This window comes from Vibrio sabulosilitoris (genome assembly GCF_055391395.1).
This window is the reverse complement of record NZ_AP029599.1, coordinates 18,775-45,205: the sequence shown is the minus strand read 5'-3', so window position 1 is coordinate 45,205 and position 26,431 is coordinate 18,775. Positions and strand designations below refer to the sequence as shown.

Below are 26,431 nucleotides of genomic sequence, written 5' to 3'. Positions count from 1 at the left end.
TTGCTCATCGCCTGAAAAACAAGGGCTTGTGGCGCTTTCGATTTAAGAAAGCTGCTTGCCAGTATGCTGTAGGGTCTCTTGGCAGCGCCCACAGCGGTAGAGTGCTTGATTACGCTGAACTTTATTATGTCGACGGATGCTAAGAGCATGCTGGCTGCAGCAGCACTGATACTCAAAGGTTTTGCCTTGAACTGAGGCAACATCAAACGAGTGAGTGGTTTTAGGCACAAGCCCAAACACCTGTGACATGACCATTTGCCACTGTTTACCGTGCGGTCTGATGCGACCAAATAAGCGGTAGCAGAGCAGGTGCGCCAGCTCATGTGGGATTACCTCATCGATGTAGGCTTGCGGGTTTTCAGCAAACAAAATCGGATTAAGACGGATCTCCCACAGCTGCAAGTAGGCTTTGCCCGCTGCCTTACCGCGCAGTTGGTAGCTGAGTTTTGGCGCTGGAAAGGTGCGTTTAAAATAGCGCTGCGCTTGTTCTAGACAATGCGCCAGTTGGGTGCTGGCTTGCTGGAGTAGGTGTTGGTCTAACAAAATAAAAGCCTCGAGTGAACTCGAGGCTAGGATACACATATTTGACCAAGAGCCAAGCTCTGGCTAGTCATGGTGTTTCTTTTTAATTGTAGCGTGGTAGCCGTGCCAGGTGCTGTAGCCGAGGATAGGCATGGTAAATAACATACCGATGCCGTAGGTCGCAAAGCCGAGTAGTATCCCACCACCGATGATCCCTGCCCAAACCACCATCGCGCCAATATTGTTGCGTACCGCGTTTACGCTAGTAAACACCGCCGTCATCATATCCACGCGGCGCTCCATCATCAGCGGGATAGAGAAGGCTGAGATGCTAAACACCACCGCTGCCAATATCGCGCCAACTACCGAGCCGATAATTAGAAACGGCAAGAAATCACTCAATGGCGCTCCCTGAACTGATGGATAGAGGGCATGCAGTAGTGCGGCGATACGCATCCAAAAGATCATCGCCACAGCCAAAAGGACCGCGAATGCCCACTGCGATGATGAGTTGCGTCCAATCGCTTTCATTGAGTGCATCAGGCTAGCACGGCGGCCTTTTTCACGCTGCCAACTGGCGTCGTATAGACCCAGTGCTAAGAAAGGCCCTATCAACATATAGACGATAAGACTAGGTAGGATAACCAAATGGGTTCCCTGAGCTTGAACTAGCATAACGATGCCGATAGCCGCCGCCATAAAGCACAGGCCGTAAAAGACGCTGATGATCGGCATGCGAATAAAGTCATTAAGGCCTAGCGCCAACCAGTGAAATGGCGCAGAGGTTGATAGTTGATTACACGGTATGGTGCGCGCGTACTCTTGGTCAGACGGCTTGTTCTTACTGTCAAAGTCTGACGATTGATATGTACGAGGCATGCTTCCTCCTTGATGCGTTTACCCTAACGATATAGTTATCTAACTAGGTGCTGGGGCCAAACATGGCACCCAATGCAACCGATATCCTGTATACGGTGCATAGCGGCACAAAGGACAACAAACCATCATGTCGATGCAGAGACCGCGCCACACGCTATACCATTAGTGGTGGTAGGTGTTTACGTACGCAGTGATATAACTATTGATGTGGATTAGGAAAAATTCAAATCTAACTCACAAAAACTTCATGGGTGAAGTTTCAGAGGCGAGAATCGAGAGGCGAGAAGCGAGGAAAAGACGACGAGCTAGTCGCTCGTTTTTGATTAGAAGTTTACCGCAGAGTGAAAGGCAAATTAATGGTGAGCAATAGTGCATTCATAAGAATTGCGAGAGAGTTGAATGAAGCGCGGTGCGTCCACGATCACATCTCGCCTCTCGCAGCAACGCGATCCCGCCTCTCGCCTCTTCCGCCAGGAAAAAAAGCCCCAGCATAGGCTGAGGCTTTTTTATAGTTGCTTGGGCTTTTTTATTTAATGCCAGCAAACTCGCGTAGCATTGCTGCCTTGTCAGTTGCTTCCCATGGGAACTCTTCGCGGCCGAAGTGACCGTATGCTGCGGTCTTCTTGTAGATTGGCTGAAGAAGGTTCAGCATCTCTTGTAGGCCGTATGGGCGTAGGTCGAAGTTTTGGCGTACTGCTTCGATGATGATCTCGTGTGGTACTTTTTCAGTGCCGAACGTCTCAACCATGATTGAAGTAGGATCTGCAACACCGATAGCGTAAGACAGCTGGATCTCACAGCGGTCAGCCATGCCTGCTGCAACAATGTTTTTCGCTACGTAGCGTGCTGCGTATGCTGCAGAGCGGTCAACTTTTGATGGATCTTTACCAGAGAAAGCACCACCACCGTGACGCGCTGCACCACCGTAAGTATCAACAATGATCTTACGACCAGTTAGACCACAGTCACCCATAGGACCGCCGATTACAAAACGACCGGTTGGGTTAATAAAGAAGTTGGTCTCTTTGTTGATCCACTCAGAAGGTAGTACTGGCTTGATGATCTCTTCCATTACTGCTTCACGCAGATCCGGCGTTGAGATTGAATCACAGTGTTGAGTCGATAGAACGACTGCATCGATACCGACGATTTTGCCTTGGTCGTACTGGAAGGTTACCTGAGACTTCGCGTCTGGACGTAGCCAAGGTAGGGTGCCGTTCTTACGTACTTCCGCTTGCTTTTGCACTAGGCGGTGTGAGTAAGTGATTGGTGCTGGCATTAGGATGTCAGTTTCGTTGGTCGCGTAACCAAACATGATGCCCTGGTCGCCCGCGCCTTGCTCTTTAGGGTCTGACTTATCAACACCTTGGTTGATATCTGGCGACTGCTTACCGATGGTGTTTAGAACCGCACACGAGTCTGCGTCAAAGCCCATATCAGAGTGAACATAGCCAATCTCACGCACGGTTTCACGCGTCAGTTCTTCGATATCAACCCATGCAGATGTCGTGATCTCACCACCAACCATAACCATGCCGGTTTTTACGTAAGTTTCACAAGCAACACGTGCTTTCGGATCTTGTTCAAGAATTGCGTCTAGAACGGCATCTGAAATTTGGTCTGCAATTTTATCTGGGTGACCTTCTGAAACTGACTCAGAAGTGAATAGGTGCTTAGCCATGAGAGCTCCACTTTTAGCGATCGATTATAGCCGTACCTCACTGCCCAATTTGGCATCGCGGCTATCAAGGAAATTCATTTTGTAGGTGTTTCTACATCTAGACGTCTATTCTAGTTTTCAACATCTGAATTACAAGTGATTTTTGACATTAATTCCAGTTAATCGTTTGCGTAAATTGCCACAAAAAGTAGGGGTATTAACTGGGGCTGGACTCAAATTAGGTAAGTAAACGTTTGCAGAGTCAGGTGCCCTCTGCGACAATACCCCGCGCTGCAATGCAGCTTGGTAAACTCTTTCTCTTTTGCACATGCACTCAGGAGCAGTAATGTCGTCTCGTAAACATCTAGCCAATGCAATCCGTGCCCTAAGCATGGATGGTGTTCAACAAGCAAACTCTGGCCACCCAGGCGCGCCTATGGGTATGGCTGATATCGCTGAAGTTCTTTGGCGTTCTCACCTAAACCACAACCCAGCGAACCCAGAGTGGGCAAACCGCGACCGCTTTATTCTTTCAAATGGTCACGGCTCAATGCTGATCTACTCTCTACTGCACCTAAGCGGCTACGAGCTATCGATTGACGATCTGAAAAACTTCCGTCAACTGCACTCAAAAACTCCGGGTCACCCAGAGTATGGCTATGCACCAGGCGTTGAAACGACAACCGGTCCTCTAGGTCAAGGCATCACCAATGGTGTGGGCATGGCGATCGCTGAAAAAGCGCTGGCGGCTCAGTTCAACAAAGAAGGCCACGATATCGTTGACCACTTCACTTATGTCTTCATGGGTGATGGCTGTCTGATGGAAGGCATCTCGCACGAAGCCTGCTCACTGGCGGGTACGCTGGGTCTTGGTAAGCTGATTGCATTCTGGGATGACAACGGTATCTCTATCGATGGCGAAGTTGAAGGCTGGTTCTCTGACGACACACCTAAGCGTTTTGAGTCTTACGGCTGGCACGTAATCCCAGCGGTTGATGGCCACGATCCTGAAGCGATCAACGCGGCTATCGAAGCGGCGAAGGCTGACCCACGTCCAACTATTATCTGTACTAAGACCATCATTGGTTTCGGTTCGCCTAACAAGTCTGGCTCACATGACTGTCACGGTGCACCACTAGGCCACGAAGAAATTGCCGCGGCACGTGAATTCCTAGGTTGGGAACACGGTCCGTTTGAGATCCCATCAGATGTTTACGCGCAGTGGGATGCAAAAGAAGCGGGTCTTGCTAAGCAAACTGCTTGGGAAGAGAAGCTAGCAGCGTATGAAGCGGCTTACCCAGAGCTAGCGGCGGAGTTCAAGCGTCGTGTCAATGGTGAGCTACCAGCTGAGTGGGAAGAGAAAGCGAACCAAATCATCGCTGACCTACAAGCAAACCCAGCGAACATCGCTTCGCGCAAAGCTTCACAGAACGCGCTTGAAGCCTTTGGTCAAATGCTACCAGAGTTTATGGGCGGCTCAGCTGACCTAGCGCCTTCAAACCTGACCATGTGGTCTGGCTCTACGTCTCTAGAAGCGGACGACTTTGCGGGTAACTACATCCACTACGGTGTGCGTGAGTTCGGCATGACAGCGATCATGAACGGTATCGCGCTGCACGGTGGTTTTGTCCCTTACGGTGCAACCTTCCTGATGTTTATGGAATACGCACGTAACGCGATGCGTATGGCGGCGCTGATGAAAGTGCAAAACATCCAGGTGTACACGCACGACTCTATCGGTCTAGGCGAAGATGGTCCAACTCACCAACCGGTTGAGCAGATGGCTTCACTACGCATGACGCCAAACATGAGCACATGGCGCCCATGTGACCAGGTTGAGTCAGCGGTTGCTTGGAAACTGGCAATTGAGCGCAAAGATGGCCCAACATCGCTAATCTTCTCGCGTCAAAACCTAGCGCAGCAAGAGCGCAGCGCTGAGCAAGTCGCTAACATTGCTAAGGGTGCTTACATCCTGAAAGACTGCGCTGATAAGCCTGAGCTTATCCTAATCGCAACAGGCTCTGAGGTTGAGCTAGCGGTTGAAGCGGCAGCGCAACTTACTGCGGAAGGTAAGCAAGTTCGCGTAGTATCAATGCCATCTACGGATGCATTCGACAAGCAAGGTGCGGCATACCGTGAAGAAGTACTGCCATCAGATGTGACTGCTCGCGTCGCAGTAGAAGCGGGTATTGCGGACTTCTGGTACAAGTACGTTGGCTTTGACGGCCGTATCATCGGTATGACGACCTTCGGTGAGTCTGCACCAGCCGGTGAGCTATTTAAGATGTTTGGTTTCACCACTGAGAATGTGGTTGCAACTGCAAAGGAACTATTGGCATAAGCCGCGGATTAGCTTAATCTCGCTCCCGCGCTAATACAGCCTATAATATTGAAAAGGCCAGAGTCGCAATCGTGACTCTGGCTTTTTTTATATACCCAACTCAGCGCCTTGGCTGCAACCTAAGCAAATCTTGCTGAAAATGCACCTTGAGGCATATTGGGTATACGCTGCAAAACATCGGCCATAAAAAAAGAGCCAAGCAGTTAAATAAGAAAGTAAATAAAGCCAAGAGAGTAAATACAAGGATGAAGCTATCAATAGCGGGTTTGTGGCAGGTCTCGCCACTGACCGATCTAACCATACCTCAGGACGACATCTGTTTTCCTGCCAAGCTAAGTCAGGTGTTGCCCAGCACCCTCACTGAAGAGGTGATAAGCCAGCAAGAGTGGCACCTGATGCATGACATTGAACTCGATAGTGAACTGTCTTCTCCAGCTATCGACTTAGTACTGGATAAAGTCTCACACTACGCCGAGGTGCGAGTGAATGGGGTCGCGGTCTATGACTGCCATGGCGATGAGCAAGAGTATCGCAAGGATATTCGCAGCTATCTGCAACCGGGGCGAAATCGTTTTGAGATCCTATTTCTGGCTCACGACGAGGACTGGCTACTCGAAGAAGAGCAGCAAAATAGCCACCACGTCGGCGGGTCAATACAGCCGATAGGTATTCATAGCGAGCCTTATCTGCACTGCATGACCAATGTGCGCCTTAATCAGGTTGAGGTTGAGCAGGTTTGGCATCACGGCGGCGGGTGTGAGGTGCTGGTTCATCTAGATTACCAAGCCCTACAATTTGGCTTAGTTTCTGTCGGGGTACAATTTAACGGTGTCACGCTGCAACTCCCGGTTGATATGCGCACCTCCCGATTAACGGCACTATTTCAAGTCGAAGCCCCTAGGGTCACTTGTCCCAAAGAGCCCCAAAAGCATCCTTTGTGCGTGTTTATTGAGGAACATTGTTACACGTTTTCAGTAGCACTAGCCCCAGACCAAGCTCCTAAACGCTTCACCTTATCTACCTGAAAAAAGGGGGGGGGGTGAGGTGCGGGTTACACTTCGTTCCGAGTAGCGAGGAATAAGCCGCGTGCACTAGACTCCTCGCTCCTCGTAGGGCGAAGCCCGTCCCCGAACCTCGCACCTGTTTTTTAAGCCGTCTGGTGGCGCAACCAGATGCGTTCGTGGAAGTAGTAGGCGACTGTGTTACAGGCCGGTTCAATTGTGGCGATAATGCTGCCTATCAATATATCGCCGGTTAATAGGTAAGCGACACTAAAGGCGACGCTGAAATGAACCACGGCGAAGCTGATGGTTTTGATTTTGGCAGATTGAGCTAGGCGGCGTAACGCGTGCAGCGTGCTCCATACTCGTTCGTGAAAGTAGAATGCTACCGTGTTGACCATGGGCTCAATCATGGCGATCAAGCTGCCTAAGATGATGTCACCAGTAAGAATGTAGCCAACGCTGAAGGCGATAAAGAAATGGATTGCGGCAAAGCTGATGGTCTTTTTCATGGTGATACCTTTACTTTTCTTCCTGACTTGTAATGATTATTGATAATCATTCTCATTGGGTAAAGTAAAAAAAACCTATCGTTTTGATAGGTTTTTTTCATCGTCATGAAGACACCGAGGCGCTGATTAGCCGAACGGTTTGACCACTAGAACGTTAATGTTTGAGTTCTGGACCACCTTACTTGCCACAGAGCCAAGAACGGTATTGTCGAGCTTTGAGCGCTTGTGACTCGGCAGGACGATTAAATCGGCTCCCAATCGCTCGGCATAGTCCAAAATGGTCCGGTAGGTTTTTCCCTCGGCAACATGGGTCTTGTACACCAACTCGTCAGGCACATGCTGGTCAGCAAACTGCTTCAGTTGCTTGCGTACATCGGCCTTCATCTTCGCCGCGGCATCTTTAGGGAAGTAGCTCGCGACCATCGAGGTGTGGATGCCAGGTAAAACATTCAGTAGATGAATTTGCGCGCCAGACTGCTTGGCGTGCCAAATTGCCAAGTGAAGGGCTTTGTCACTAAAGCCCTGATCATTGAGGTCTACAGGTACAAGAATTTGCTTGAACATGATATCTCTCTTTTTCACTGAGGGCTCACCGGTTTTGCTGAGCCCGTATTATCAGGCGAGGGTCTGTTGACGTCGCGCCCGGCGCAATTGATTCCAGCCAAGCAGCATGACGAGCAAGAGGGTCGGTACAAATGCCCACTCCTTCATAGGACGCTGAGCTTTTTGCACAATCGATTTGATCTCCCAATCAAAATCAATGCCTGCTGCTTCTGCTGGGCTACCAAACTCCACCATATCAACGATCAACTTGCCTTCATCTTCGATGAGCATCAGCCCCATTGAGGAGATGCGATCCTCTGCGCCAACGGCTTTATCATCAAACGGCAGCTTGACCGTCCTTTCAACGAAGCGACCGTCGAGCGTTTCTCCTGCCACCTCTAAACGCACCGCTTCGCCAACTGGTAAGGCCTCGACCACTTGACTGAGCTCCGTGCCGGGGCGAATGTCTTGTGCAGGGTAGATCATGTCCCACCAAAAACCTGGCCTGAAGAAGCTAAATGTCAGCACGAGCAGCAAGATGGTTTCCCACCATTTATTGCGCGTGAACCACCAGCCTTGGGTAGCGGCGGAGAACAGCAGCATTGCGATCACCGATGAGATGATGGTCAGCAGCAAATGCCACCATGAATCAATGCCCATCATCAACAACTGGGTATTGAACACAAACATAAACGGCAAGATCGCAGTACGTATATCGTAGGTAAAGCCTTGGATACCGGTGCGGATAGGATCCGACTTGGCAATCGCTGCAGCGGCAAAGGCGGCCAAGCCTACTGGCGGTGTATCGTCGGCAAGAATGCCAAAGTAGAAGACGAACAAGTGCACTGCGATGAGTGGGATGATCAAGCCATGCGCTGCGCCAAGCGTGACGATCACTGGCGCCATCAGCGTAGAAACCACGATATAGTTAGCCGTGGTTGGTAGGCCCATACCTAAGATCAAGCTGATGATCGCAGTGAAGATCAGCACAAGAATGATGCTACCGCCAGAGATGTATTCGACAAAGTCGGTCATTACTAGGCCAATACCCGTCAGTGTGACCACACCAACAACGGTACCCGCGGCCGCAGTGGCCACACCGATACCTATCATGTTACGTGCACCACTAACGAGGCTCTCAACCAGGTCAATCGCACCAGCTTTGGTTTGCTCGACAACATCACCGGTTCGCGCCATCAATGCCATCAATGGTCTTTGCGTTAGGAGGATAAAGATCATAAATACCGTTGCCCAAAATGCAGATAGGCCCGGTGAGAAGCGCTCTACGGTTAAGCACCATACCAGAACGACAATAGGCAGCAAGAAGTGCAAACCAGACTTGATGGTTGGGCCGGGATCGGGGACCTCAGTGAGCTCGGCATCAATCTCAATATTGCCATCCTCAATATGGTTGGCGGATACCTTAAGCAGGGCGAGATAGGCGATAAACAGGGCAAGGGTAACAATCGGGGTTGCTGCTGCGCCAAATACGTCCTTAGTCCAGCCAACGCCGTAGTAGACTGCCGCGCTGATGACACAAAGACCCAGTATCGTTGCAGAGAAGGAGAGCAGGCTTTGCAGTAGCGTGGGGTTGTGACGACGGGGTAATCCGGTCATGCCCGCTTTACACGCCTCAAGGTGCACGATGTAGATTAGTGCAATATACGAGATAAGCGCTGGCAGTAGCGCCGCTTTGATCACCTCAACGTACGAGATACCGACATACTCCACCATCAAAAATGCTGCAGCTCCCATAATAGGTGGCGTTAGCTGACCATTGGTCGATGCCGCTACCTCAACAGCACCCGCCTTGGTGCCAGGGAAGCCGACGCGCTTCATTAGAGGAATGGTAAAGGTGCCGGTGGTCACAACGTTGGCGATGGAAGAGCCTGACACCAGCCCTGACAAACCTGAGGCGACGACCGCTGCTTTCGCCGGACCGCCTTTCATGTGACCAAGTAGTGAGAAGGCAACCTTAATAAAGTAAGCACCCGCGCCCGCGCGCTCGAGCATGGCACCAAACAGGACAAACAGGAACACAAACGAGGTTGAGACGCCCAGCGCAACACCAAATACCCCTTCGGTGGTGAGCCATAGATGAGACATCGCCTTGTTGAGGCTTGCCCCTTTGTGGGCAATGACATCGGGCATATGTGGCCCGCCAAAGGTGTAAAGAAGAAAGACCGCGGCGACCACCATCAGTGGTGGCCCGAGGGCTCGGCGAGTTGCCTCAAGCAGCAGCACCATACCAATGACGGCAAAGACAATATCTGGGGTAGTTGGCGCGCCAGAGCGCCCAGCTAAATCGGCATAAAAAATGTAGATGTACGCGGCTGAAAAACTGCCGGCGAGTGCCAAAATCCAGTCAAGTAGCGGGATGTGATCGCGTGGCGAGTGCTTAAGCGCTGGATACGCAGTAAACGCGAGAAAAATCGCAAATGTGAGGTGGATGGATCTTGCTTGGGTGTCATTGAGCACCGCAAAATTAAAGATAAATGGTAGCGGTGAGGCATACCAGAGCTGGAATAGCGACCAACAAAGCGGAACTACCCACAGAATGCGTCCCGATATGCCGCGCGGATTTCGAGCGCCGGTATCGGCTTTCGCGACCATCTCTTGCACATCTTGAGACGGAGAATTATTCGTCGTCATTTACTCTTCCTTGTTATTGTTCGCGTTTGGAATGAATATTTGAGTTACGGCCCATGGGTGCTTACTTCCAGTGTAGTGAATGGCACCCTATTTTGCTTCGAACATGTGACTAAACGTGTGATCCCAAATGGATCAAAGGCGTTGGCGCCTTTTTATTAGAAAATAGTGAATCCCTATTTGCACGCTAGATACTAGGTTTTAGTCAGATAGGAAAACAACAAAGGCGAGCTAGGCTCGCCTTTGGAGGTCTGATGGCCTATTTAATCAGACCGACCTCTCGGTAGTACTGCTCCGCACCTGGATGGAGTGGGATCGACAGACCCGCTTGTACCATGTCCTCTTTCTTCAGGTTGGCAAAAGCAGGGTGGAGGCGCTTGAAGGTGTCAAAGTTCTCGAACACCGCTTTAGCGACATTGTACGCAACGACATCTGGAACGTCCGTAGTGGTGACCATGGTCGCGGCGACACCGAAGCTGTTGACGTCTGCGTCGTTACCTCGATACATACCAGCCGGTACGGTGCTATATGCGTAATAGGGGTTTTCGGCAACGATTTTATCGATCTCAGTGCCGGTGGCAGAGACAAGCTTCGCATCACACGAGGTTGTTGCCTCTTTGATCGAGCCATTTGGGTGCCCGACCATATAGATAAAGGCATCAATCTTGTTATCACACAGGGCTTGAGAGCGCTCGGAGCCCTTGAGCTCAGAAGCAAGCTTGAAGCTATCGTTGGTCCAGCCCATCGCGTCCATGACTACACCCATAGTCGCTCGGTCACCTGAGCCTGGGTTACCGATATTAACGCGCTTGCCTTTTAGGTCTGCGACGTTTTCTATCCCTGAGTCAGAGCGAGCAATGATGTTGAAAGGTTCGGTGTGCAGAGAGAACATCGCACGCAGATTTTTGTACTCGCCTTGGTCGGCGAACTTACTGGTGCCGTTGTAGCCATGATATTGCCAGTCAGACTGCACGACGCCAAAGTCTAGCTCACCGGCGCGAATCGTGTTGACGTTGTAAATTGAGCCGCCAGTGGACTCAACCGAACAACGAATGTTGTGCTCTTTACGTCCATTATTAACCAGTTTACAAATTGCACCACCCGTAGGGTAGTAAACACCTGTCACTGAGCCTGTGCCAATGGTGATGAACTCCTGTGCATTGACCGCTCCAGCTCCCATGACGGCGGCAGCGATTGCCCCTACTTTAATCAGCTTTGTAAATGCCATGAATTTTCCTTCCTTTAATTCACGATTAGTCCCAAATTAAGTGTAGTAATTCTGGTAGTTCCCGGTATGGGAACGGCATCTTTTCACATCAGAGTGATGAAAAAGTGAACCTAACAGTAACAAAAAGCGACATAAAGTTACATGGCTGCAAAGAATGGCAACGAAAAGTTCACCCCTGTCGTTGTGCAGAAAAGAGTTTAATTATGATTTAATGCTGTTTTAATTCAATGACTTAGACTTGAGTGCTAAACTGGCGTGGCGATTGTGTGACTTGAGAGGTTTATCACACAAAAACACCATAGCTGAAGGAAGCGTAGGGCAACTGCGGAATAGGTTTGGTTTAATTCCGCAGTGTTATCAGTGGGATGGGTTAGCCAGTGTACTCAAACAGTTCACACACCGAGCTGTAAAGCTGCTCGGTTGAAACTGTGATTGTTGGCGTAATGAAAATGGTGTCATCACCGGCAACCACACCGAGAATACCCTCTGATTTACCCAGTGAGTCGAGTAGGCGAGCAATTAATTGCGCCGCTCCTGGGCCGGTATGAATCACCACCAAAGCGGTATTGCGGTCGATATCCAGAACTAACTCACGCAGTGAACTCGATACGGTAGGCACACCCAGTTCGGCTGGTAGGCAATAGACCATTTCCATCTTGGCATTACGGGTACGAACCGCGCCGAATTTAGTCAGCATGCGCGACACTTTTGATTGGTTTATATTTTCAAAGCCTTCGTGTTTTAGGGCATCAACAATATCACCCTGAGAGCCAAACCGTTCTTCCTTTAACAGGGCTTTAAAAGCGCGCACTAAATTGTCTTGTTTGTCAGAATTTCGCATCGTCATATCTTTCTAAATGTCATTACATGCATATTTTCGCATAGATATTCAGATAATAACAATTCGTTTAACAAATTCTGTCTATGGGGTCACTGCAAAGCTCGCGCTTACACGGCAATATGGTTGAAAAGTAGTCGAGGAATATATCAAAGTTTTCGTCGAGTTAGTGCGGATATGGTGTTGCGAAAGTCGCAAATGGCAGGTTGGCAGTTTGTAACTATTTTGTATTTACACTAGCTTGGATCAAAAAGAATACCCTACAAACCTTAAATTAAAAGAGTGATTCTCAAGGAGAAACTACCATGAAAGTAGCCGTTATTGGTGCCGCAGGTGGCATCGGTCAAGCCTTAGCTCTATTACTAAAGAATCGTCTACCAGCAGGCTCAGACCTGGCGTTATACGATATTGCTCCTGTTACACCCGGTGTCGCTGCTGATCTGAGTCATATCCCTACTCCTATCTCCATCAAGGGTTATGCTGGCGAGGATCCTACTCCAGCCCTTGAAGGCGCAGAAGTGGTGTTGATCTCGGCTGGTGTGGCTCGCAAACCTGGCATGGATCGCGCCGATCTATTCAATGTGAATGCCGGGATAGTCAAGTCACTGGCTGAAAAGATTGCTCAGGTATGCCCTAAAGCCTGCGTTGGGATTATCACCAACCCTGTTAATACCACCGTTCCCATAGCAGCCGAGGTGCTGAAAAAAGCGGGTGTGTACGACAAGCGCAAGTTGTTTGGTGTGACTACTCTGGATGTGATCCGTTCTGAGACCTTTATTGCGGACCTTAAAAATAAAGATCCAGGTGAGATCCGTGTGCCGGTCATTGGCGGCCACTCTGGTGTGACTATCTTGCCACTACTTTCTCAGGTTGAAGGGGTCGAATTCACCGATGATGAGGTGCAAGCCTTAACCAAGCGTATTCAAAATGCTGGCACCGAAGTGGTTGAAGCAAAAGCCGGCGGTGGCTCTGCAACCTTGTCGATGGGTCAGGCTGCATGTCGCTTTGGCTTGGCTCTGGTTCGTGCTATTCAAGGTGAAGAGGGCGTTATTGAGTGCGCTTATGTAGAGGGTGAAGGAGAACACGCACCGTATTTCGCTCAGCCAGTTAAACTCGGCAAAGAGGGTGTTGAAGAGGTATTGAGTTATGGCCAGTTGAGCGATTACGAGGCATCAGCGCTTGACGGGATGCTAGAAACGCTGAACGGCGATATCCAAGTCGGTGTTGATTTTATTAAATGATCATTCAATGAGCATACTAAGCCGGCTGATAAGGCCGGCTTTTTGATCCTGTCGCTTTGATCTATGTGGGGCTAAGATCGTAATGAGATCAGGGTTTAATTAGGCGGAGGCGTCAAGATGGAAAGCAAACATGTGCACAGCGGTATGATAGTCGAGTCCCAACAGGGGATTGCCAAAGTTCTGGCCAAGGATAAAGAGACCGAAATGGTGCTGATTGAAACCCAAGAGAGCCAAGAGCAGTTCGCTGTGCATTGTCAAGAGTTGTCAGAAAATCCTCAGTTGCACACAGGATGCGACAAGTACTATTGATTCATTTCAACAAACATTTGAATGGTCCATGTCGACATAAATTAACAAGAGAGCCTTTTGGCTCTCTTGTTTCATCTTGGTCAGGCGTTACGGTGGACTGCAAGGTGTGCAATGTGTATCAGCGCTTGTTTGTACTCCGAATCAGGGATTGTACACAGCTCAGCAATCGCCTTATCGGCTTCCCTCAGCGCTTTCTGCCGTGTGTAATCGAGCGCGCCAGTCTCTTCCATCGCTTGCAGGATCTCGTTGAGACGCTGCATGCCGTTAGAGGACTCGATGGCTTCACGGATCATTACCCTTTGGGCATCACTGCCATGTTGCATCGCATAAAGTAGCGGCAGGGTCGGCTTACCTTCGGCCAGATCGTCACCGACATTTTTACCCATAGACTCACCATCTGAGGTGTAGTCCATGACATCATCAATAAGCTGAAATGCGGTGCCCAGATAGCGGCCATAGTTTTGCAGTGCAAGCTCAACTTCAGGGGAGGCCTGGTTGAGGATCGCACCGATCTGGGTTGCCGCTTCAAACAGACGCGCGGTTTTTGAGTAGATAACCTGCATATAGTTATCTTCTGTGGTGTTAGGATCATTGCAGTTCATCAGCTGCTGCACTTCACCCTCGGCGATCACGTTGACCGCATCACTCATTAGCTTAAGGATCTTCATTGATCCTAGCTCAGTCATCATCTGAAAAGATCGGGTGTAGATGTAGTCACCGACTAACACGCTGGCGGCATTACCGAAGGCGGCGTTGGCGGTGGCTTTACCACGACGTAGGTCTGACTCATCGACCACATCGTCGTGCAAAAGTGTCGCGGTGTGAATAAATTCAACGAAGGCGGCAGCGAGGGTGTGTTTCGTTCCTTGATACCCCAGGGCACGCGCAGATAGTACCGCAAGCAGCGGACGAATACGTTTTCCACCCCCACTTACGATGTAGAAACCGAGTTGGTTAATGAGCGAGACATCGGAATCGAGCTGAGCTTGGATGGTTTCGTTCACTTTTGCCATGTCATCGGCGGTAAGGGCTTGGATGGCTTTAAAATCCATTGTAATTCCGGCTAAATTGAGAACCTGCAAGGCTTGTCATTAGAGTTATCGCTGAATAATACACTAAAAATCATTGATTAATATATGACTAAAAGGCATGATCGCGGCACTTTTGATGGGCGATTAGCTTTTCGCCAATTTTTTTCAAATATGGCTTGTCATAGGTGCGTCCTTTCTGTAGAATCTGCGCCCTATTGATGATTAGTTTAGCGCACACCCACTTGCCCAAATAAACGGCAACAGGCTGTGCGGAAAAAGCGGAGTAAAATATGTACGCTGTTTTCCAATCTGGTGGTAAACAACACCGTGTAAGCGAAGGTCAAACTCTTCGTTTAGAGAAATTAGACGTTGAAACTGGTGCAACTGTTGAATTTGATAAAGTTCTTCTTGTTGCTAACGGTGAAGACATCACAGTTGGTGCACCTCTTGTAGAGGGTGGCAAAGTTGTAGCAGAAGTTGTACAACACGGTCGTGGCGATAAAGTTAAAATCGTTAAGTTCCGTCGTCGTAAGCATTCTCGCAAGCAAGCTGGTCACCGTCAGTGGTTCACTGAAGTGAAAATCACTGGCATCAACGCTTAAGTTTTAGGAGAGTTTAACAATGGCACACAAAAAAGCTGGTGGTTCTACTCGTAACGGCCGCGATTCAGAAAGCAAACGTCTTGGTGTAAAGCGTTTCGGTGGTGAATCTGTTCTTGCAGGTAACATCATTGTTCGTCAACGTGGTACTAAGTTCCACGCTGGTACTAACGTAGGTATCGGTAAAGACCACACTCTATTCGCTCTTACTGAAGGTAAAGTGAAGTTCGAAGTGAAAGGTCCTAAAAACCGTAAATTCGTTAGCATCGAAGCTGAGTAATTAAATCTCTGATTTAATTAGTTAAAAGCTTTCAAGCTGAATTCAAAAGCCCTGCCGATTCGGTGGGGTTTTTTATTTATGCGAACCGAATCAATACTAAGGCACTCTGTAAAGAGTCCCTCATTATTGGTTCCTAATACCAAGCCAGTGAGCATACCCCTAACCGTTGGTTTTGTCGGTGAGCTCGAGAGTCTGGCACAGGTGGCAGAACGATCTGAGATCTTAGGTGATCGATCTGATATTGGGATCTGCTAGAATTTATATCATTCTATGGCAACTACGTGCCACAGAGATGATATTTGCAACGCAGCTACACACATGTAGCAATTGGGCGGAGTAAGAGATGAAATTCGTTGATGAAGCGGTAGTAAAAGTTCAAGCCGGTGACGGCGGTAACGGTATAGTGAGTTTTTGGCGTGAGAAATTCGTTACGAAAGGTGGCCCTGATGGTGGCGACGGCGGTGACGGCGGTGATATTTACATCCAAGCGGACGAGAACCTAAATACCCTAATTGATTATCGTTTCCAGCGCTTCTATGAAGCAGAGCGCGGTGAAAATGGTCGCGGCGGTAACTGTACCGGTAAGCGCGGCAAAGATAAGGTAATGCGTGTGCCTGTGGGTACGCGTGCGGTGGACATCCACACTAACGAAATCGTTGGTGAAGTTGCTGAGCACGGCAAGAAAGTGATGGTAGCAAAAGGCGGCTGGCATGGCCTGGGTAACACCCGCTTTAAGTCTTCCGTTAACCGTGCGCCACGTCAAAAGACATTGGGCACTAAAGGCGAGATCCGCGAGTTACGCCTAGAGCTATTGCTTTTGGCTGATGTGGGTATGCTTGGTTTGCCAAATGCGGGTAAATCAACCTTTATCCGTGCGGTGTCGGCGGCGAAGCCGAAAGTGGCAGACTACCCATTTACCACTCTGATCCCAAGCTTGGGTGTGGTGAGTGTCGTACCTGAGAAGAGCTTTGTTGTTGCTGATATCCCAGGTCTTATCGAGGGTGCGGCTGATGGAGCGGGGCTAGGGATTCGCTTCCTCAAGCACCTAGAGCGCTGTCGCGTTCTTCTGCATATGATTGATATCATGCCTATCGATCAATCGGATCCGGTGCAAAATGCACTGACCATTATCGATGAGCTTGAGCAATACAGCGAGAAATTGGCGGGTAAACCGCGCTGGCTAGTATTCAACAAAACGGATCTAATGCCAGAGGAAGAAGCCAACGAGAAGATCCAAGAGATCCTCGATGCACTCGGTTGGGAAGAGCAGTACTTTAAGATCTCTGCCATCAACAAGATGGGTACCAAAGAGCTGTGTTATAAACTCGCTGACTTTATGGAAGCCCTTCCGCGTGAGGAAGAGGAGATCAGTGAAGAAGAGAAAGTTAACTTCATGTGGGACGACTACCACAACGATGCTATGGCGGGTAAAAACGTCGTGTCTGAAGATGACGATGACTGGGACGAGTGGGATGACGACGAAGATGACGGCCACGTTATCTGGGTTCGCGAATAACTCTCACCTCAATCAAGCTTATTGCTGAAAACTAAAAAACCGCTTAATTGCGGTTTTTTTGTGCCCAAATCATGGCGGTGACTGGAAAATCGAGTATAACAGCCCCGTGGTAATGGATTTGGAGTAAGTTATGGATAACGAGCAGAGGGATATATCTCGCTTGATCGCTCAGGCCGGGCAGATGTTATTAGCCCATGGTGCAGAAAGTACCCTAGTCAGTACTGTGATGCGACGCATAGGGCGCGCAGCCGGGGTAACGGAAGTTGAGGTTGCTCTGTCTGCCGATGCGCTGGTGGTCACGACGGTAATGAACAATCACTGCGTAACTACGACACGAGGTTGTGCTGATCGCGGGATCAATATGCGCGTGATCACTCAGATCCAGCGTATTTGTATCATGATGGAGAAGGGACTACTTGATCACCAGTTAGCGCAAGAGCGAATTGATAGGATCAGTCCCGAGCGCTATAACCGTTGGCTGATTGTTTTTATGATCGGTGTATCTTGCGCCAGCTTTAGCCGTCTTGCAGGAGGAGATATATGGGTCTTTCTAATGACTTTTATCGCCTCTAGTCTTGGTATGATAGTGCGTCAAGAGCTGGGCCACCGTCACTTTAATCCCTTGGTCAACTTCGCGGCCACGGCATTTGTTACCTCGACGATATCGGCCCAAGCTGTGGTGTTTGGTATTGGTGATCAGCCAACCCTAGTTATGGCTTCATCAGTTTTGATGTTAGTCCCTGGCTTGCCCTTGATCAATGCCGTAGCTGATATGCTCAAAGGTCACATCAACATGGGCTTGGCTCGATTTATGATGGCAAGCTTACTCACTCTCGCCACCAGTGTCGGGATTGTCGCTTCAATGGGGCTCACTGGTATTTGGGGATGGATGGGCTCATGATGACACTGATATTCGCATTGCTAGAAGACATGTTGCTGGCATCGATTCCTGCCATTGGCTTTGCCATGCTATTTAATGTCCCGCAGCGTGCGCTTTTCTATTGTGCCCTCGGCGGGGCGATAGGTCACGGACTAAGGTTTTTGTTACTGGAGTATGGTGTGCCAATAGAGTGGGCGACATTTGCTGCCGCGACAACTGTCAGTGTGATTGGTATCTATTGGTCGCAGCGCTTTTTAGCTCACCCGAAGGTATTTACCGTCGCTGCAATGATCCCTATGGTACCGGGTGTCTATGCCTTTAAGGCCATGATCGCGCTGATCGAGATCCAATACATAGGCTATTCAGAGTCATTAATGGCGATGCTAGTGGAAAACTTCCTAGCAGCAATCTTTATCATTACTGCACTTGCGGTTGGCTTAGCGGTTCCTGGGCTGATATTCTATCGCCGCAAACCCATTGTATAATGTGACCTAAGCCGAAGTGCATCAGGTCAGTGACCAATATGACTAGGAACAGACATGATCATTAGTATGATTGCCGCGATGGCAGACGACCGTATCATTGGCAAAGATAATCAAATGCCTTGGCACCTACCAGCAGACTTTGCGTGGTTTAAACGCTGTACGATGGGCAAGCCTATCGTGATGGGGCGTAAAACCTATGAGTCGATCGGTCGTCCCTTGCCTGGTCGTAAAAATATTGTCATTAGCCGCGATACCAGCTTAGCAATTGATGGTGTTGAGGTGGTTCAGTCAATTGAGCAAGCGATTGATGCAGCAGGGGATGTTAAAGAATTGATGATTATTGGCGGCGGCAGTATTTATGCCGCTTGCCTGCCACTTACTCAGCGCCTGTACCTCACCTTTATCGATGCCCAAATAGACGGCGATACTCGCTTTCCTCAATGGGATGAGTCGTTTAAGCAAACAGAAGTGGAGTCATATCAAGCTGACGAAGCGAACAAATATGATATGCAGTTCGTGGTGTTAGAGCGTAACTAAGCAAGACGAGGGCACCCGACAAAGGTTGGGCGCCCTTGGTAATCCAGTCCCTAATGAGCTAAATCAGGTCCCTCATTAATATTTCATATTCGTCGTTCGCTTCCTCAATCACATGGTTGAGGTCGAGCGCATCTGTTGAGGCGAGTGTGAGTTGCCAAACTTTACGACCGCCGCTTTCATCGCAACCCACCACTTTGACTTTCTCCCCTTTAGGTTCGAACTTCAGCTTTTCCAGACTTGAGTGATAGTGCTTGCGGCTTTCGATAATGTCGATGTCCACCTCCCCAACAGGGTTGATCTCAACGTGGGCGTGAAAACTCTTGGTGTTGGGTATCAAATAATCTCTGTGCTTGGTAATCATCCTTTATTTCCTCCAGCGGCGCGACCTCATTAAAAAGTGTAGATGAGGAGGAAGCAAAGATTATGAAGTTGATATGAAACCCGATCTAGATCAAAAAATGCGCAGCTGTTTTCATTCTTTACAGAGTAAGGACTGGCCATTTCAGTCTTAGACCGCACTTTGCGTATAAAACGTTTTCGTTTCCCATTCAAGCATCGTTAAGCAACCACCCCACACGCAGCCCGTATCGAGACCGATCACTTTTGGGCTTTGATAGCCCTGTAGGGCTGCCCAGTGGCCAAACAGAATAGCCTTATCAATCTGTTTTCTATTAGGAAAATCAAACCATGGCATCAACTCGTCGCTGGGAACCTCTTCGGGGGGTAACTTGCATGCCATGTCAAGTTGACCTTGAGGCGTGACGTATCGCATGCGGGTAAAGGCATTAATCGCGTAGATATAGCGACTCAGGTCTGTACGATCAGGATTCCAGTCATCTGGCAGGTTTTGGTACATGTTCTCTAGAAGCCATATGAAACGTGAGCTGCGTAATACCTGTTCAACGCTCTGCGCCTCTTGACGAGCGGTGGCAAGATCCCAGTGTGGGGAAATACCTGCATGAGACAACACGAACTCAGGGTGCTCAGCAAGTAGGGGTTGGTGGCGCAACCACTCAAGCAGTTGCTCTCGATCTGGGGCATCAAAGATTGGTGCGGTGCGATCGCGCTCTTTGATCTTTTTTATCCCACGAGAGACCGCAAGTAGGTGTAGATCATGATTTCCGAGCACCACCTGAACGGAGTCTTGATACTGAAAGGCAAAGCGTAGTGTCTCAAGCGACTTTGGGCCCCTGGCGACTAAGTCACCGGCAATCCAGAGTTTATCGGTAGAATGATTGAAGTTGACTTGTTTGAGTAGCAACAGCAGTTCGTCATGACAGCCTTGGATGTCACCAACGATATAATTTGATTTCGGCTTCACCGCATCTCCTAGTTGAGGATATTGGGTACCGCGAGTCGGAAGGGGTCCACTTCAGCAATAAATGGCTCTTGGTTGGCGTCCTGCATTGTATAGTGTCCTTGCATCACACCAACAGGGGTTTCTATCGCCGTCCCGCTTGAGTAGGTGTACTCATCATATGCATCAATAATGGGTTGCTTACCCACTACCCCGTCTCCCTCAACGGTTAATTGTTTTCCATTGGCATCAGTAATAAGCCAGCGGCGACCCATTAGCTGCACCGGTTGGCCACTGAGGTTTTTGATCGTGATTAAGTAGGCAAACACATACCGACCCAGATCCGGCTCGGATTGGGCCTCGATGTACTTACTATGTACTTGAACTTTGATGCAGGGTGAAGATGCGTTCATATCCAGTCCTTATCTAAAGTGGCTTTTGCTTGTTCAAGATTTCTTAGGCTAACACACGACAAATAAAAAGCAGGCCGAAGCCTGCTTTTGGATAAAGATTAATGGCGTTCTGCTAATAGATTAGCCATTGCAACAAATTGCTCAAGGGTTAGATTCTCAGGACGCATACTTGGGTTGATCTCCAACTGCGCTAAGTCATCATCGCTGAGTAGTGATTTATAGCAGTTTCGTACGGTTTTACGACGCTGGTTAAAGCCTTCACGGCAAACGCGATCAAGCCACTTAATGTCCGCAGCAGGGTGCGGGATCTCTTCATATGGCATCAAGCGTACAACCGCAGAGTCTACCTTCGGTGGCGGTACAAACGCAGTTGGCGGAACCTCAAGAACCGGCACGACTTTACAGTAGTACTGTGCCATGACGGTAAGACGACCATAAGCTTTAGAACCAGGGCCTGCAGCCAAGCGATTAACCACTTCTTTTTGCAGCATAAAGTGCATATCTTGGATGTCTTTATGAAACTCAAACAGGTGGAACATTAATGGCGTCGAGATGTTGTATGGCAGGTTACCAAAAATTCGTAGCTTGTTGTTTGGCTTAACCAACTGGGTAAAGTCGAAGCGCATCGCGTCACCCTCATGAATGGTCAGCTTGTCTGCCAGTTCCGGGTGATTACGAAGGCGCTCAGCCAAGTCTCTATCGAGCTCGATAACCGTGAATTTATCAACTTCTTTACCGACAGGCTCAGTGATTGCACCCAGACCTGGGCCGATCTCAACCAGGTTCTGGCCCGGTTTTGGGTTAATCGATGAGACAATACCGTCGATAATATATGGATCATTTAGAAAGTTTTGACCAAAACGTTTACGCGCTTTGTGTCCCAAGTGGACATCATTTCTCATTGTTTTTTCTCAACTAATTCAATTGCATGCGCAAGGGCCGTTCGGAAGCTCCCTGTGTCCGCTTGGCCGGTTCCCGCAAGATCGAGTGCGGTGCCATGATCAACCGATGTTCTAATAAAGGGCAGTCCAAGTGTAATGTTCACTGAACGTCCAAATCCTTTATACTTTAGTACAGGCAATACCTGATCATGGTACATACCTAGGATAGCATCTGCATCGTCTAGGTACTTCTGATTAAAAATCGTGTCTGCAGGCAATGGGCCAATAAGATCCATTGCTTTTTCGTCGCGCAGACGCTCTAACGTCGGGGTGATGGTCTCAATTTCTTCACTGCCAAGGCAGCCATCTTCCCCTGCGTGAGGATTAAGCCCGCAAACATAGATCTTTGGCTGCGGAATAGCAAATTTTTCTACTAGATCCCGGTTAAGAATATCGATAATCTGCTCGAGTCGCTCAGAGGTGACCGCTTTTGATACGTACGCGAGTGGGATATGAGTGGTGACCAAGGCAACGCGCATCCCTTCGGTGGCCAGCATCATGACCACCAACGGGGTGTTTGACTTTTCGGCAAAAAATTCGGTGTGGCCACTAAAGGCTACGCCAGCGCGATTGATAATGCCCTTGTGTACTGGCCCAGTGACTACCGCAGAGAACTCGCCGCTCATGCAGCCTTTGGCTGCCCGCTCAAGTGTCGCCAAAACATAGTGTCCATTTTCTGCGTTGAGTTTCCCAACCTCGGCGGGGGCCTGCATTGGTAAGTGGTCAACGATGAGCTTGCCCGCTGGCGTTGGCCGCGCGGGGATGTCTGCCTGATAGTCAACCAGCTCAACCTCAATCCCAAGTTGTTGTGCACGCTCTGCCAGCATTTGCTTATCGGCACACACCACCAACTCATGTGGCCAGGCTTGGTTGGCTAACGCGAGTGTCAGGTCGGGACCAATTCCGGCTGGCTCGCCTGCGGTTACAACGATGCGCTTAGCTGTCATCACTGCTCTCCCCAATCATCTCGACAAATGCACTGGCACGCAATTCTTGAACCCAGGCACCGACTTCTTCGTTAAATTTGCGATTAAACAGAATGCGGTAGGCACGGTTTTTCAGGGCTGAGTCAGTGCGATCGACCTCACGACGCTCAATAACCTCAACGATATGCCAGCCATGAACCGTCTTAAATGGCTCACTGATTTGTCCTACTGGAAGCGTTTCGACCTGGTGTTTAAACTCAGGCACATAGAGATCGGGTGTTTGGAAGCCGAGCTCACCGTCTTGTGCTGCTGAACCTGGGTCTTGGCTGTACTGCTGGGCCATATCACCGAAGGTAGCTTCACCCGCTTGGATCTGGGCAGTAATGGCATTGAGCTCACGCAGAACGCCGTCGTCGCTGAGGATCACTGTCGGCTTAATTAGAATATGACGCGCATTGACCTCTGTCACCGCGACCGTTTCCAACCCGCGCACGTCATCGATTTTTAGGATGTGGAAACCGACTCCGCTGCGAAATGGACCAATAATGCTGCCTTTGTTTTGCAGCTTGATCTGATCGGCAAAGATCGTCGGCATTTCTTCCTTGCGCATCCAGCCCCAGTCACCGCCCTCGAGCGCTTTTGGCCCTTTGGAGTGGGTGTAGGCAAGGTTAGTAAAATCAGCTCCAGCTTCCAGTTCGGCGATCAGCTGATTGGCTTGCTCCTCGAGCTCAGCTTTGTCTTGGTCGTCGCTAAAGCGCAGTTGAATATGACTAATATTGTATTCTACCGTTGCATTGGTTTCCTCTGCCAGAAGCTCTGCTAGGTTGTCCACCTCTGCTGGTAGGATATTGATACGGCGGCGGACTAAGGCGTTGCGTGCTTCGCTTGCCGCGATTTCATTGCGGATCTGTTCACGAAACGCCGAGTAGCTCAGACCTTCAAGTGCAACGGCTTGGATCAATTGCTCAACGGTTTGTCCATTACCCGCAGCGATATCGGCAATGGCTTCGTTAAGGTGGCTATCATCAATTCGCACACCCAGGCGTTCGGCCTCCTGCTGCTGTAGGGTATCGATAACAAGTTTCTCAATCACTTGCTCACGCAATATCTCTTCGCTAGGCAAAGACTGTGGGTTGTCTGCGTTACTAGTACGCAGTGTGATCAATGCACTCTCGATGTCGCTTTGCAATATCACGCCTTCGTTTACGATGACCGCGACACGATCCATTTCAACAGGCTCAGCCTGGACCCAAGCAGTTGTCATAGCCAGTGCAGCGGTTACGCTTAGGAGAGTTTTCTTCCACATAGAGTTTGGTTTCCTTTGGGTGATGCTGGTGTCCAACATCATCGAATTAATCGTTTAAGACAAATGGGCGTCCATAGCCGAGAGAGTTTTTCGAACCTGAAATATCATACTCATTGATTTTTTGTGGCTTACCAAAACCAATAATGCCGATGTTTAAGCTCAAGTTATTTTCGTAGACCGGGTTACTGTCGTAGAAGTTCATTCCGGTTGATGACCAACTGCGCAACTGGTTGCTGTATGTGAAGCCGATATACCAGCAATCATCGGTATAGGTTAGGTTTGCCAACCACTCTAGCTCTTCTTGGATGGTGAGATCGTAGAAGTAGTGCAGTTGGGAATTCCAGTTACGGTTGATTTGGTAGCCAGTCAGCAGTCCTAGTTGTGAGATACCGTCTTTGGTGATCTCATCAATGTTGAGGTTGCCATCGCTGTCACGGATATTGTCGCCCACCGTTTCATTGATGTAGTCTTTCGAGACAAAGCGATAGTTGGCTTGAACAAAGCCAGCGTCGCGTCGGTATTCAAGCGTGCTGTTACTGTGCTGCACGGCGTTGGTCTCAATATCATATTGAATACCACCGTGGTAGAAGATGTTATCGCCATATTTGAAATCGATCTCAACCGCCCAGGCCGAGTAATTTGAGCGCTCATCCCCCAACGTTGAGTTGGTCTTGCGGTCAATATAGAAAATTTGACCAAATGAGATGGCCAGGCGCTCCTTGAACTCGGAGTCAAAAAAGCGACTGGAGGCGCCATAGCTGAGCTGGTTCGCCGAGGCGATATTGTCAACCCCACTGTACTGGCGACTTCTAAACAGGCCATAGTAATCGGTTTGCAAGAGAGTGGTGTCATACCAGAAGATATTGCTTTGGTCTTTATCCGGCACATACACATATTGCAATTGAGGCTCGAGTGTTTGAGTATAGCCCGAGAAAACCGAGGTATCCCGCTCCAAAACTAACCCTGTGTGTGTGCGAAATTCGGGTAATATGCGCGTCACTGACTTGTCCAGCTCAGTGTACAGGCTAGCGTCGAAGTCTTGCTCGTAATGGGTTGCCAGTAAGCGTGCCTCGGTTGTCCAAGTTGCCCATGGGTTACCAATCGGCAGGGTAAAACCTGGCTCGATATGGACACGGGTTGCTGTTGGGTTGTTACTTGTATCAGTATCGAAAACCGACACATGACTGATCAGGTCAAAATCGAGCGGGCCATAGATATTTGGTGCGTAGTAGTTGGCTTTGATTTGAGGCAGTAAGCGATATGGTTGATTGTCGGTGTCGGCAAGAACCTGAAAATCACGTACTAACAATGTCGTATCCCAGCTATTAGAGCGATAGGAGACTGAGCCTTCCTGAACCAGTTGGCCATCTTCTCGATTACCAATTCGTGAGTCTACCTCTTGGAAGTACTCAACGTCACTGACACGCGAGTAATTTGTGCGCAGTTTCCAGTGCTCGTTAACAATACCATCGTGCTCGAACTGAAAGCCCCAGCGCTCTTGGTCGTCATATTTTTGATCGCTACCAAGGTACTCACCGTCTAGGGTACTTAATCCATAGGGTGACAGATAGCGGAACTCACCATCGAGCTGTAGGCCACGTTTTTCCAAATAGCGAAAGGTGGTCGTGAGGTCGTAATTCTCTGCCAGGTTCCAGTACACGGGAATATCTACCTGCGCACCGTCACTTGAGCCGTACGAGAAGGTAGGATATAACAGACCAGTCTTACGCGCATCGTTGAGCGGCAGGGTCACATATGGAATGTAGAAAATAGGGACATCGAGCACCTCGAAGCGCGGGCCGTATAGGGTCGCTTGCTCCTCTTCTTGGTCAACTTCGATGGTCGATGCACGCATACGCCAAGAGTGATTGCCTTCTGGGCATGATGTGATGGTGCCATCACTGAGCTTATAGGTGCCCCGGCCATCTTTTGAGATAAACACGGCCTCACCACGGCCCTGTTCACACAGCATTTGATAGCGAGTATTGACCAATGACACCTCATCGGTGATCAAGTCAGCTGTGACTTGGTCTGACGTTGATTGAAATTCACCATCAGAGAAGGTGACATTTCCTGAGGCAACGACGATATCGTCTTCTTGGTTAAAGGTGACACTATCGGCGGTGATGGTTCGATTTCCCTGGGTGACGATGACATCTCCCTGGTAGACAGCGGTCTCACCGTTGGTCGCCTCAAGGCTATCGGCTTCGACGTTAATTGGCAGTTGATTGGTTGCTTCAATGTCTTGATCGTTGATTAGACATTGATCTTTGGTAGGAAGTTCTTGCAAACTAGGGCGGGTGCCGCCCGGGATAGGGCCGCCCGGGGTAGGGTCGCCTAGAATAGGGTCGCTCGGAACTGAGTCGCTTGCAGCAATCACAGTCGGCACATACAGAGCCGCACTGATGGACGATGCTAGAATGGTGAAAGAAAAGCGTGACATCGAGTTTTACTATCCTGTTTAGCTTGATCGTTCCGGCCAAAGAGACCGAATGTA

26 protein-coding genes are annotated in these 26,431 nt (G+C 49.4%); 10 read left to right on the top strand and 16 right to left on the bottom strand.

The features are described 5' to 3' along the window. Positions 1 to 42 precede the first annotated feature (42 nt). The 3 genes from ACZ5R2_RS00210 to metK all read right to left on the bottom strand — a co-directional run bounded on the left by ACZ5R2_RS00210 (position 43) and on the right by metK (position 3,082). A complete protein-coding gene (locus ACZ5R2_RS00210) occupies positions 43 to 543 on the bottom strand; it encodes a SprT family zinc-dependent metalloprotease (protein WP_464900305.1) in 501 nt (166 codons plus the stop codon). A gap of 63 nt (positions 544 to 606) precedes the next feature. Then, positions 607 to 1,401 (bottom strand): DUF2189 domain-containing protein, encoded by a 795-nt coding sequence (locus tag ACZ5R2_RS00205; RefSeq protein WP_464900304.1) that lies wholly within the window; start codon positions 1,399 to 1,401, stop codon positions 607 to 609. Between the two features lie 526 nt (positions 1,402 to 1,927). Then, positions 1,928 to 3,082, bottom strand: coding sequence for a methionine adenosyltransferase (gene metK / locus ACZ5R2_RS00200; RefSeq protein ID WP_438460456.1), 1,155 nt, complete (start codon positions 3,080 to 3,082; stop codon positions 1,928 to 1,930). Between the two features lie 325 nt (positions 3,083 to 3,407). Here metK and tkt point away from each other — a divergent pair, with 325 nt between their 5' ends. Both tkt and ACZ5R2_RS00190 read left to right on the top strand, forming a co-directional pair. Further along, entirely contained in the window at positions 3,408 to 5,402 is a 1,995-nt protein-coding gene (gene tkt / locus ACZ5R2_RS00195) for a transketolase (protein ID WP_464900303.1), read from the top strand. A gap of 245 nt (positions 5,403 to 5,647) precedes the next feature. Further along, the gene (locus tag ACZ5R2_RS00190) at positions 5,648 to 6,427 is read left to right on the top strand and encodes a glycosyl hydrolase 2 galactose-binding domain-containing protein (RefSeq protein ID WP_464900302.1); all 780 of its coding nucleotides are present in this window, start codon (positions 5,648 to 5,650) and stop codon (positions 6,425 to 6,427) included. Between the two features lie 122 nt (positions 6,428 to 6,549). Here the strand turns inward: ACZ5R2_RS00190 and ACZ5R2_RS00185 are convergent, their stop codons facing one another. The 5 genes from ACZ5R2_RS00185 to argR form a co-directional block, all read right to left on the bottom strand. Continuing rightward, positions 6,550 to 6,915 carry a DUF2061 domain-containing protein gene (locus ACZ5R2_RS00185; RefSeq protein WP_464900301.1) on the bottom strand — a complete coding sequence of 122 codons (366 nt, stop codon included), beginning with the start codon at positions 6,913 to 6,915 and terminating at the stop codon, positions 6,550 to 6,552. Between the two features lie 126 nt (positions 6,916 to 7,041). Continuing rightward, positions 7,042 to 7,479 carry a universal stress protein gene (locus ACZ5R2_RS00180; RefSeq protein WP_438460452.1) on the bottom strand — a complete coding sequence of 146 codons (438 nt, stop codon included), beginning with the start codon at positions 7,477 to 7,479 and terminating at the stop codon, positions 7,042 to 7,044. A 51-nt stretch (positions 7,480 to 7,530) separates the two neighbouring features. Further along, complete coding sequence (locus ACZ5R2_RS00175; RefSeq protein WP_464900300.1) at positions 7,531 to 10,110, bottom strand: TRAP transporter permease; 2,580 nt, start codon at positions 10,108 to 10,110, stop codon at positions 7,531 to 7,533. 256 nt (positions 10,111 to 10,366) lie between these two features. Next, a complete protein-coding gene (locus ACZ5R2_RS00170) occupies positions 10,367 to 11,335 on the bottom strand; it encodes a TAXI family TRAP transporter solute-binding subunit (protein ID WP_438460450.1) in 969 nt (322 codons plus the stop codon). Positions 11,336 to 11,705: 370 nt separating this feature from the next. Then, on the bottom strand, positions 11,706 to 12,176 hold the full coding sequence (argR, locus tag ACZ5R2_RS00165) for a transcriptional regulator ArgR (RefSeq protein WP_438460449.1): 471 nt from the start codon (positions 12,174 to 12,176) through the stop codon (positions 11,706 to 11,708). 302 nt (positions 12,177 to 12,478) lie between these two features. On the opposite strand from argR, the gene mdh reads away from it, so the two are divergent. Together mdh and ACZ5R2_RS00155 are read left to right on the top strand one after the other, a co-directional pair. Beyond that, the gene (mdh, locus tag ACZ5R2_RS00160) at positions 12,479 to 13,414 is read left to right on the top strand and encodes a malate dehydrogenase (protein WP_464900299.1); all 936 of its coding nucleotides are present in this window, start codon (positions 12,479 to 12,481) and stop codon (positions 13,412 to 13,414) included. Between the two features lie 117 nt (positions 13,415 to 13,531). Then, complete coding sequence (locus ACZ5R2_RS00155; protein ID WP_464900298.1) at positions 13,532 to 13,723, top strand: hypothetical protein; 192 nt, start codon at positions 13,532 to 13,534, stop codon at positions 13,721 to 13,723. Positions 13,724 to 13,803: 80 nt separating this feature from the next. Here the strand turns inward: ACZ5R2_RS00155 and ispB are convergent, their stop codons facing one another. After that, positions 13,804 to 14,775: an octaprenyl diphosphate synthase gene (gene ispB / locus ACZ5R2_RS00150; RefSeq protein ID WP_464900297.1), complete on the bottom strand. Its 972-nt coding sequence runs from the start codon at positions 14,773 to 14,775 to the stop codon at positions 13,804 to 13,806. 269 nt (positions 14,776 to 15,044) lie between these two features. Between ispB and rplU the strand changes: the two genes are divergently transcribed. The 6 genes from rplU (at position 15,045) to folA (ending at position 19,051) form a co-directional block, all read left to right on the top strand. Then, positions 15,045 to 15,356 (top strand): 50S ribosomal protein L21, encoded by a 312-nt coding sequence (gene rplU / locus ACZ5R2_RS00145; protein WP_438460445.1) that lies wholly within the window; start codon positions 15,045 to 15,047, stop codon positions 15,354 to 15,356. 19 nt (positions 15,357 to 15,375) lie between these two features. Then, positions 15,376 to 15,633, top strand: a complete 258-nt coding sequence (gene rpmA, locus ACZ5R2_RS00140; protein ID WP_004409945.1) for a 50S ribosomal protein L27 — start codon at positions 15,376 to 15,378, stop codon at positions 15,631 to 15,633. A 343-nt stretch (positions 15,634 to 15,976) separates the two neighbouring features. Beyond that, positions 15,977 to 17,149, top strand: a complete 1,173-nt coding sequence (cgtA, locus tag ACZ5R2_RS00135; RefSeq protein WP_464900296.1) for an Obg family GTPase CgtA — start codon at positions 15,977 to 15,979, stop codon at positions 17,147 to 17,149. Positions 17,150 to 17,279: 130 nt separating this feature from the next. Beyond that, positions 17,280 to 18,050 (top strand): threonine/serine exporter family protein, encoded by a 771-nt coding sequence (locus ACZ5R2_RS00130; protein ID WP_464900295.1) that lies wholly within the window; start codon positions 17,280 to 17,282, stop codon positions 18,048 to 18,050. After that, the gene (locus tag ACZ5R2_RS00125) at positions 18,047 to 18,514 is read left to right on the top strand and encodes a threonine/serine exporter family protein (RefSeq protein ID WP_464900294.1); all 468 of its coding nucleotides are present in this window, start codon (positions 18,047 to 18,049) and stop codon (positions 18,512 to 18,514) included. Before ACZ5R2_RS00130 ends, ACZ5R2_RS00125 begins: the two co-directional genes overlap by 4 nt. A gap of 54 nt (positions 18,515 to 18,568) precedes the next feature. Beyond that, a complete protein-coding gene (gene folA, locus ACZ5R2_RS00120) occupies positions 18,569 to 19,051 on the top strand; it encodes a type 3 dihydrofolate reductase (protein ID WP_464900293.1) in 483 nt (160 codons plus the stop codon). 58 nt (positions 19,052 to 19,109) lie between these two features. Here the strand turns inward: folA and ACZ5R2_RS00115 are convergent, their stop codons facing one another. The 7 genes from ACZ5R2_RS00115 to lptD all read right to left on the bottom strand — a co-directional run bounded on the left by ACZ5R2_RS00115 (position 19,110) and on the right by lptD (position 26,377). Further along, positions 19,110 to 19,412, bottom strand: coding sequence for a hypothetical protein (locus tag ACZ5R2_RS00115; RefSeq protein WP_438460440.1), 303 nt, complete (start codon positions 19,410 to 19,412; stop codon positions 19,110 to 19,112). Between the two features lie 147 nt (positions 19,413 to 19,559). Then, entirely contained in the window at positions 19,560 to 20,372 is an 813-nt protein-coding gene (locus tag ACZ5R2_RS00110; RefSeq protein ID WP_464900292.1) for a symmetrical bis(5'-nucleosyl)-tetraphosphatase, read from the bottom strand. Positions 20,373 to 20,380: 8 nt separating this feature from the next. Continuing rightward, positions 20,381 to 20,761, bottom strand: coding sequence for a Co2+/Mg2+ efflux protein ApaG (apaG, locus tag ACZ5R2_RS00105; protein ID WP_464900291.1), 381 nt, complete (start codon positions 20,759 to 20,761; stop codon positions 20,381 to 20,383). Positions 20,762 to 20,859: 98 nt separating this feature from the next. After that, the gene (gene rsmA / locus ACZ5R2_RS00100) at positions 20,860 to 21,663 is read right to left on the bottom strand and encodes a 16S rRNA (adenine(1518)-N(6)/adenine(1519)-N(6))-dimethyltransferase RsmA (protein WP_464900290.1); all 804 of its coding nucleotides are present in this window, start codon (positions 21,661 to 21,663) and stop codon (positions 20,860 to 20,862) included. Continuing rightward, entirely contained in the window at positions 21,660 to 22,649 is a 990-nt protein-coding gene (pdxA, locus tag ACZ5R2_RS00095; protein WP_464900289.1) for a 4-hydroxythreonine-4-phosphate dehydrogenase PdxA, read from the bottom strand. Before pdxA ends, rsmA begins: the two co-directional genes overlap by 4 nt. After that, positions 22,639 to 23,973, bottom strand: a complete 1,335-nt coding sequence (gene surA / locus ACZ5R2_RS00090) for a peptidylprolyl isomerase SurA (protein ID WP_464902392.1) — start codon at positions 23,971 to 23,973, stop codon at positions 22,639 to 22,641. The genes pdxA and surA overlap by 11 nt, the downstream gene beginning before the upstream one ends. A 7-nt stretch (positions 23,974 to 23,980) precedes the next feature. Beyond that, positions 23,981 to 26,377 carry an LPS assembly protein LptD gene (lptD, locus tag ACZ5R2_RS00085; protein ID WP_464900288.1) on the bottom strand — a complete coding sequence of 799 codons (2,397 nt, stop codon included), beginning with the start codon at positions 26,375 to 26,377 and terminating at the stop codon, positions 23,981 to 23,983. Positions 26,378 to 26,431 lie beyond the last annotated feature (54 nt).

Bases quoted from the DNA above. Each gene is read 5' to 3' on its own strand.
- ACZ5R2_RS00205 (WP_464900304.1), bottom strand. From the start codon at position 1,401: ATGCCTCGTACATATCAATCGTCAGACTTTGACAGTAAGAACAAGCCG.
- metK (WP_438460456.1), bottom strand. From the start codon at position 3,082: ATGGCTAAGCACCTATTCACTTCTGAGTCAGTTTCAGAAGGTCACCCA.
- tkt (WP_464900303.1), top strand. From the start codon at position 3,408: ATGTCGTCTCGTAAACATCTAGCCAATGCAATCCGTGCCCTAAGCATG.
- ACZ5R2_RS00190 (WP_464900302.1), top strand. From the start codon at position 5,648: ATGAAGCTATCAATAGCGGGTTTGTGGCAGGTCTCGCCACTGACCGAT.
- ACZ5R2_RS00185 (WP_464900301.1), bottom strand. From the start codon at position 6,915: ATGAAAAAGACCATCAGCTTTGCCGCAATCCATTTCTTTATCGCCTTC.
- ACZ5R2_RS00180 (WP_438460452.1), bottom strand. From the start codon at position 7,479: ATGTTCAAGCAAATTCTTGTACCTGTAGACCTCAATGATCAGGGCTTT.
- ACZ5R2_RS00175 (WP_464900300.1), bottom strand. From the start codon at position 10,110: ATGACGACGAATAATTCTCCGTCTCAAGATGTGCAAGAGATGGTCGCG.
- ACZ5R2_RS00170 (WP_438460450.1), bottom strand. From the start codon at position 11,335: ATGGCATTTACAAAGCTGATTAAAGTAGGGGCAATCGCTGCCGCCGTC.
- argR (WP_438460449.1), bottom strand. From the start codon at position 12,176: ATGCGAAATTCTGACAAACAAGACAATTTAGTGCGCGCTTTTAAAGCC.
- mdh (WP_464900299.1), top strand. From the start codon at position 12,479: ATGAAAGTAGCCGTTATTGGTGCCGCAGGTGGCATCGGTCAAGCCTTA.
- ACZ5R2_RS00155 (WP_464900298.1), top strand. From the start codon at position 13,532: ATGGAAAGCAAACATGTGCACAGCGGTATGATAGTCGAGTCCCAACAG.
- ispB (WP_464900297.1), bottom strand. From the start codon at position 14,775: ATGGATTTTAAAGCCATCCAAGCCCTTACCGCCGATGACATGGCAAAA.
- rplU (WP_438460445.1), top strand. From the start codon at position 15,045: ATGTACGCTGTTTTCCAATCTGGTGGTAAACAACACCGTGTAAGCGAA.
- rpmA (WP_004409945.1), top strand. From the start codon at position 15,376: ATGGCACACAAAAAAGCTGGTGGTTCTACTCGTAACGGCCGCGATTCA.
- cgtA (WP_464900296.1), top strand. From the start codon at position 15,977: ATGAAATTCGTTGATGAAGCGGTAGTAAAAGTTCAAGCCGGTGACGGC.
- ACZ5R2_RS00130 (WP_464900295.1), top strand. From the start codon at position 17,280: ATGGATAACGAGCAGAGGGATATATCTCGCTTGATCGCTCAGGCCGGG.
- ACZ5R2_RS00125 (WP_464900294.1), top strand. From the start codon at position 18,047: ATGATGACACTGATATTCGCATTGCTAGAAGACATGTTGCTGGCATCG.
- folA (WP_464900293.1), top strand. From the start codon at position 18,569: ATGATCATTAGTATGATTGCCGCGATGGCAGACGACCGTATCATTGGC.
- ACZ5R2_RS00115 (WP_438460440.1), bottom strand. From the start codon at position 19,412: ATGATTACCAAGCACAGAGATTATTTGATACCCAACACCAAGAGTTTT.
- apaG (WP_464900291.1), bottom strand. From the start codon at position 20,761: ATGAACGCATCTTCACCCTGCATCAAAGTTCAAGTACATAGTAAGTAC.
- rsmA (WP_464900290.1), bottom strand. From the start codon at position 21,663: ATGAGAAATGATGTCCACTTGGGACACAAAGCGCGTAAACGTTTTGGT.
- pdxA (WP_464900289.1), bottom strand. From the start codon at position 22,649: ATGACAGCTAAGCGCATCGTTGTAACCGCAGGCGAGCCAGCCGGAATT.
- surA (WP_464902392.1), bottom strand. From the start codon at position 23,973: ATGTTGGACACCAGCATCACCCAAAGGAAACCAAACTCTATGTGGAAG.
- lptD (WP_464900288.1), bottom strand. From the start codon at position 26,377: ATGTCACGCTTTTCTTTCACCATTCTAGCATCGTCCATCAGTGCGGCT.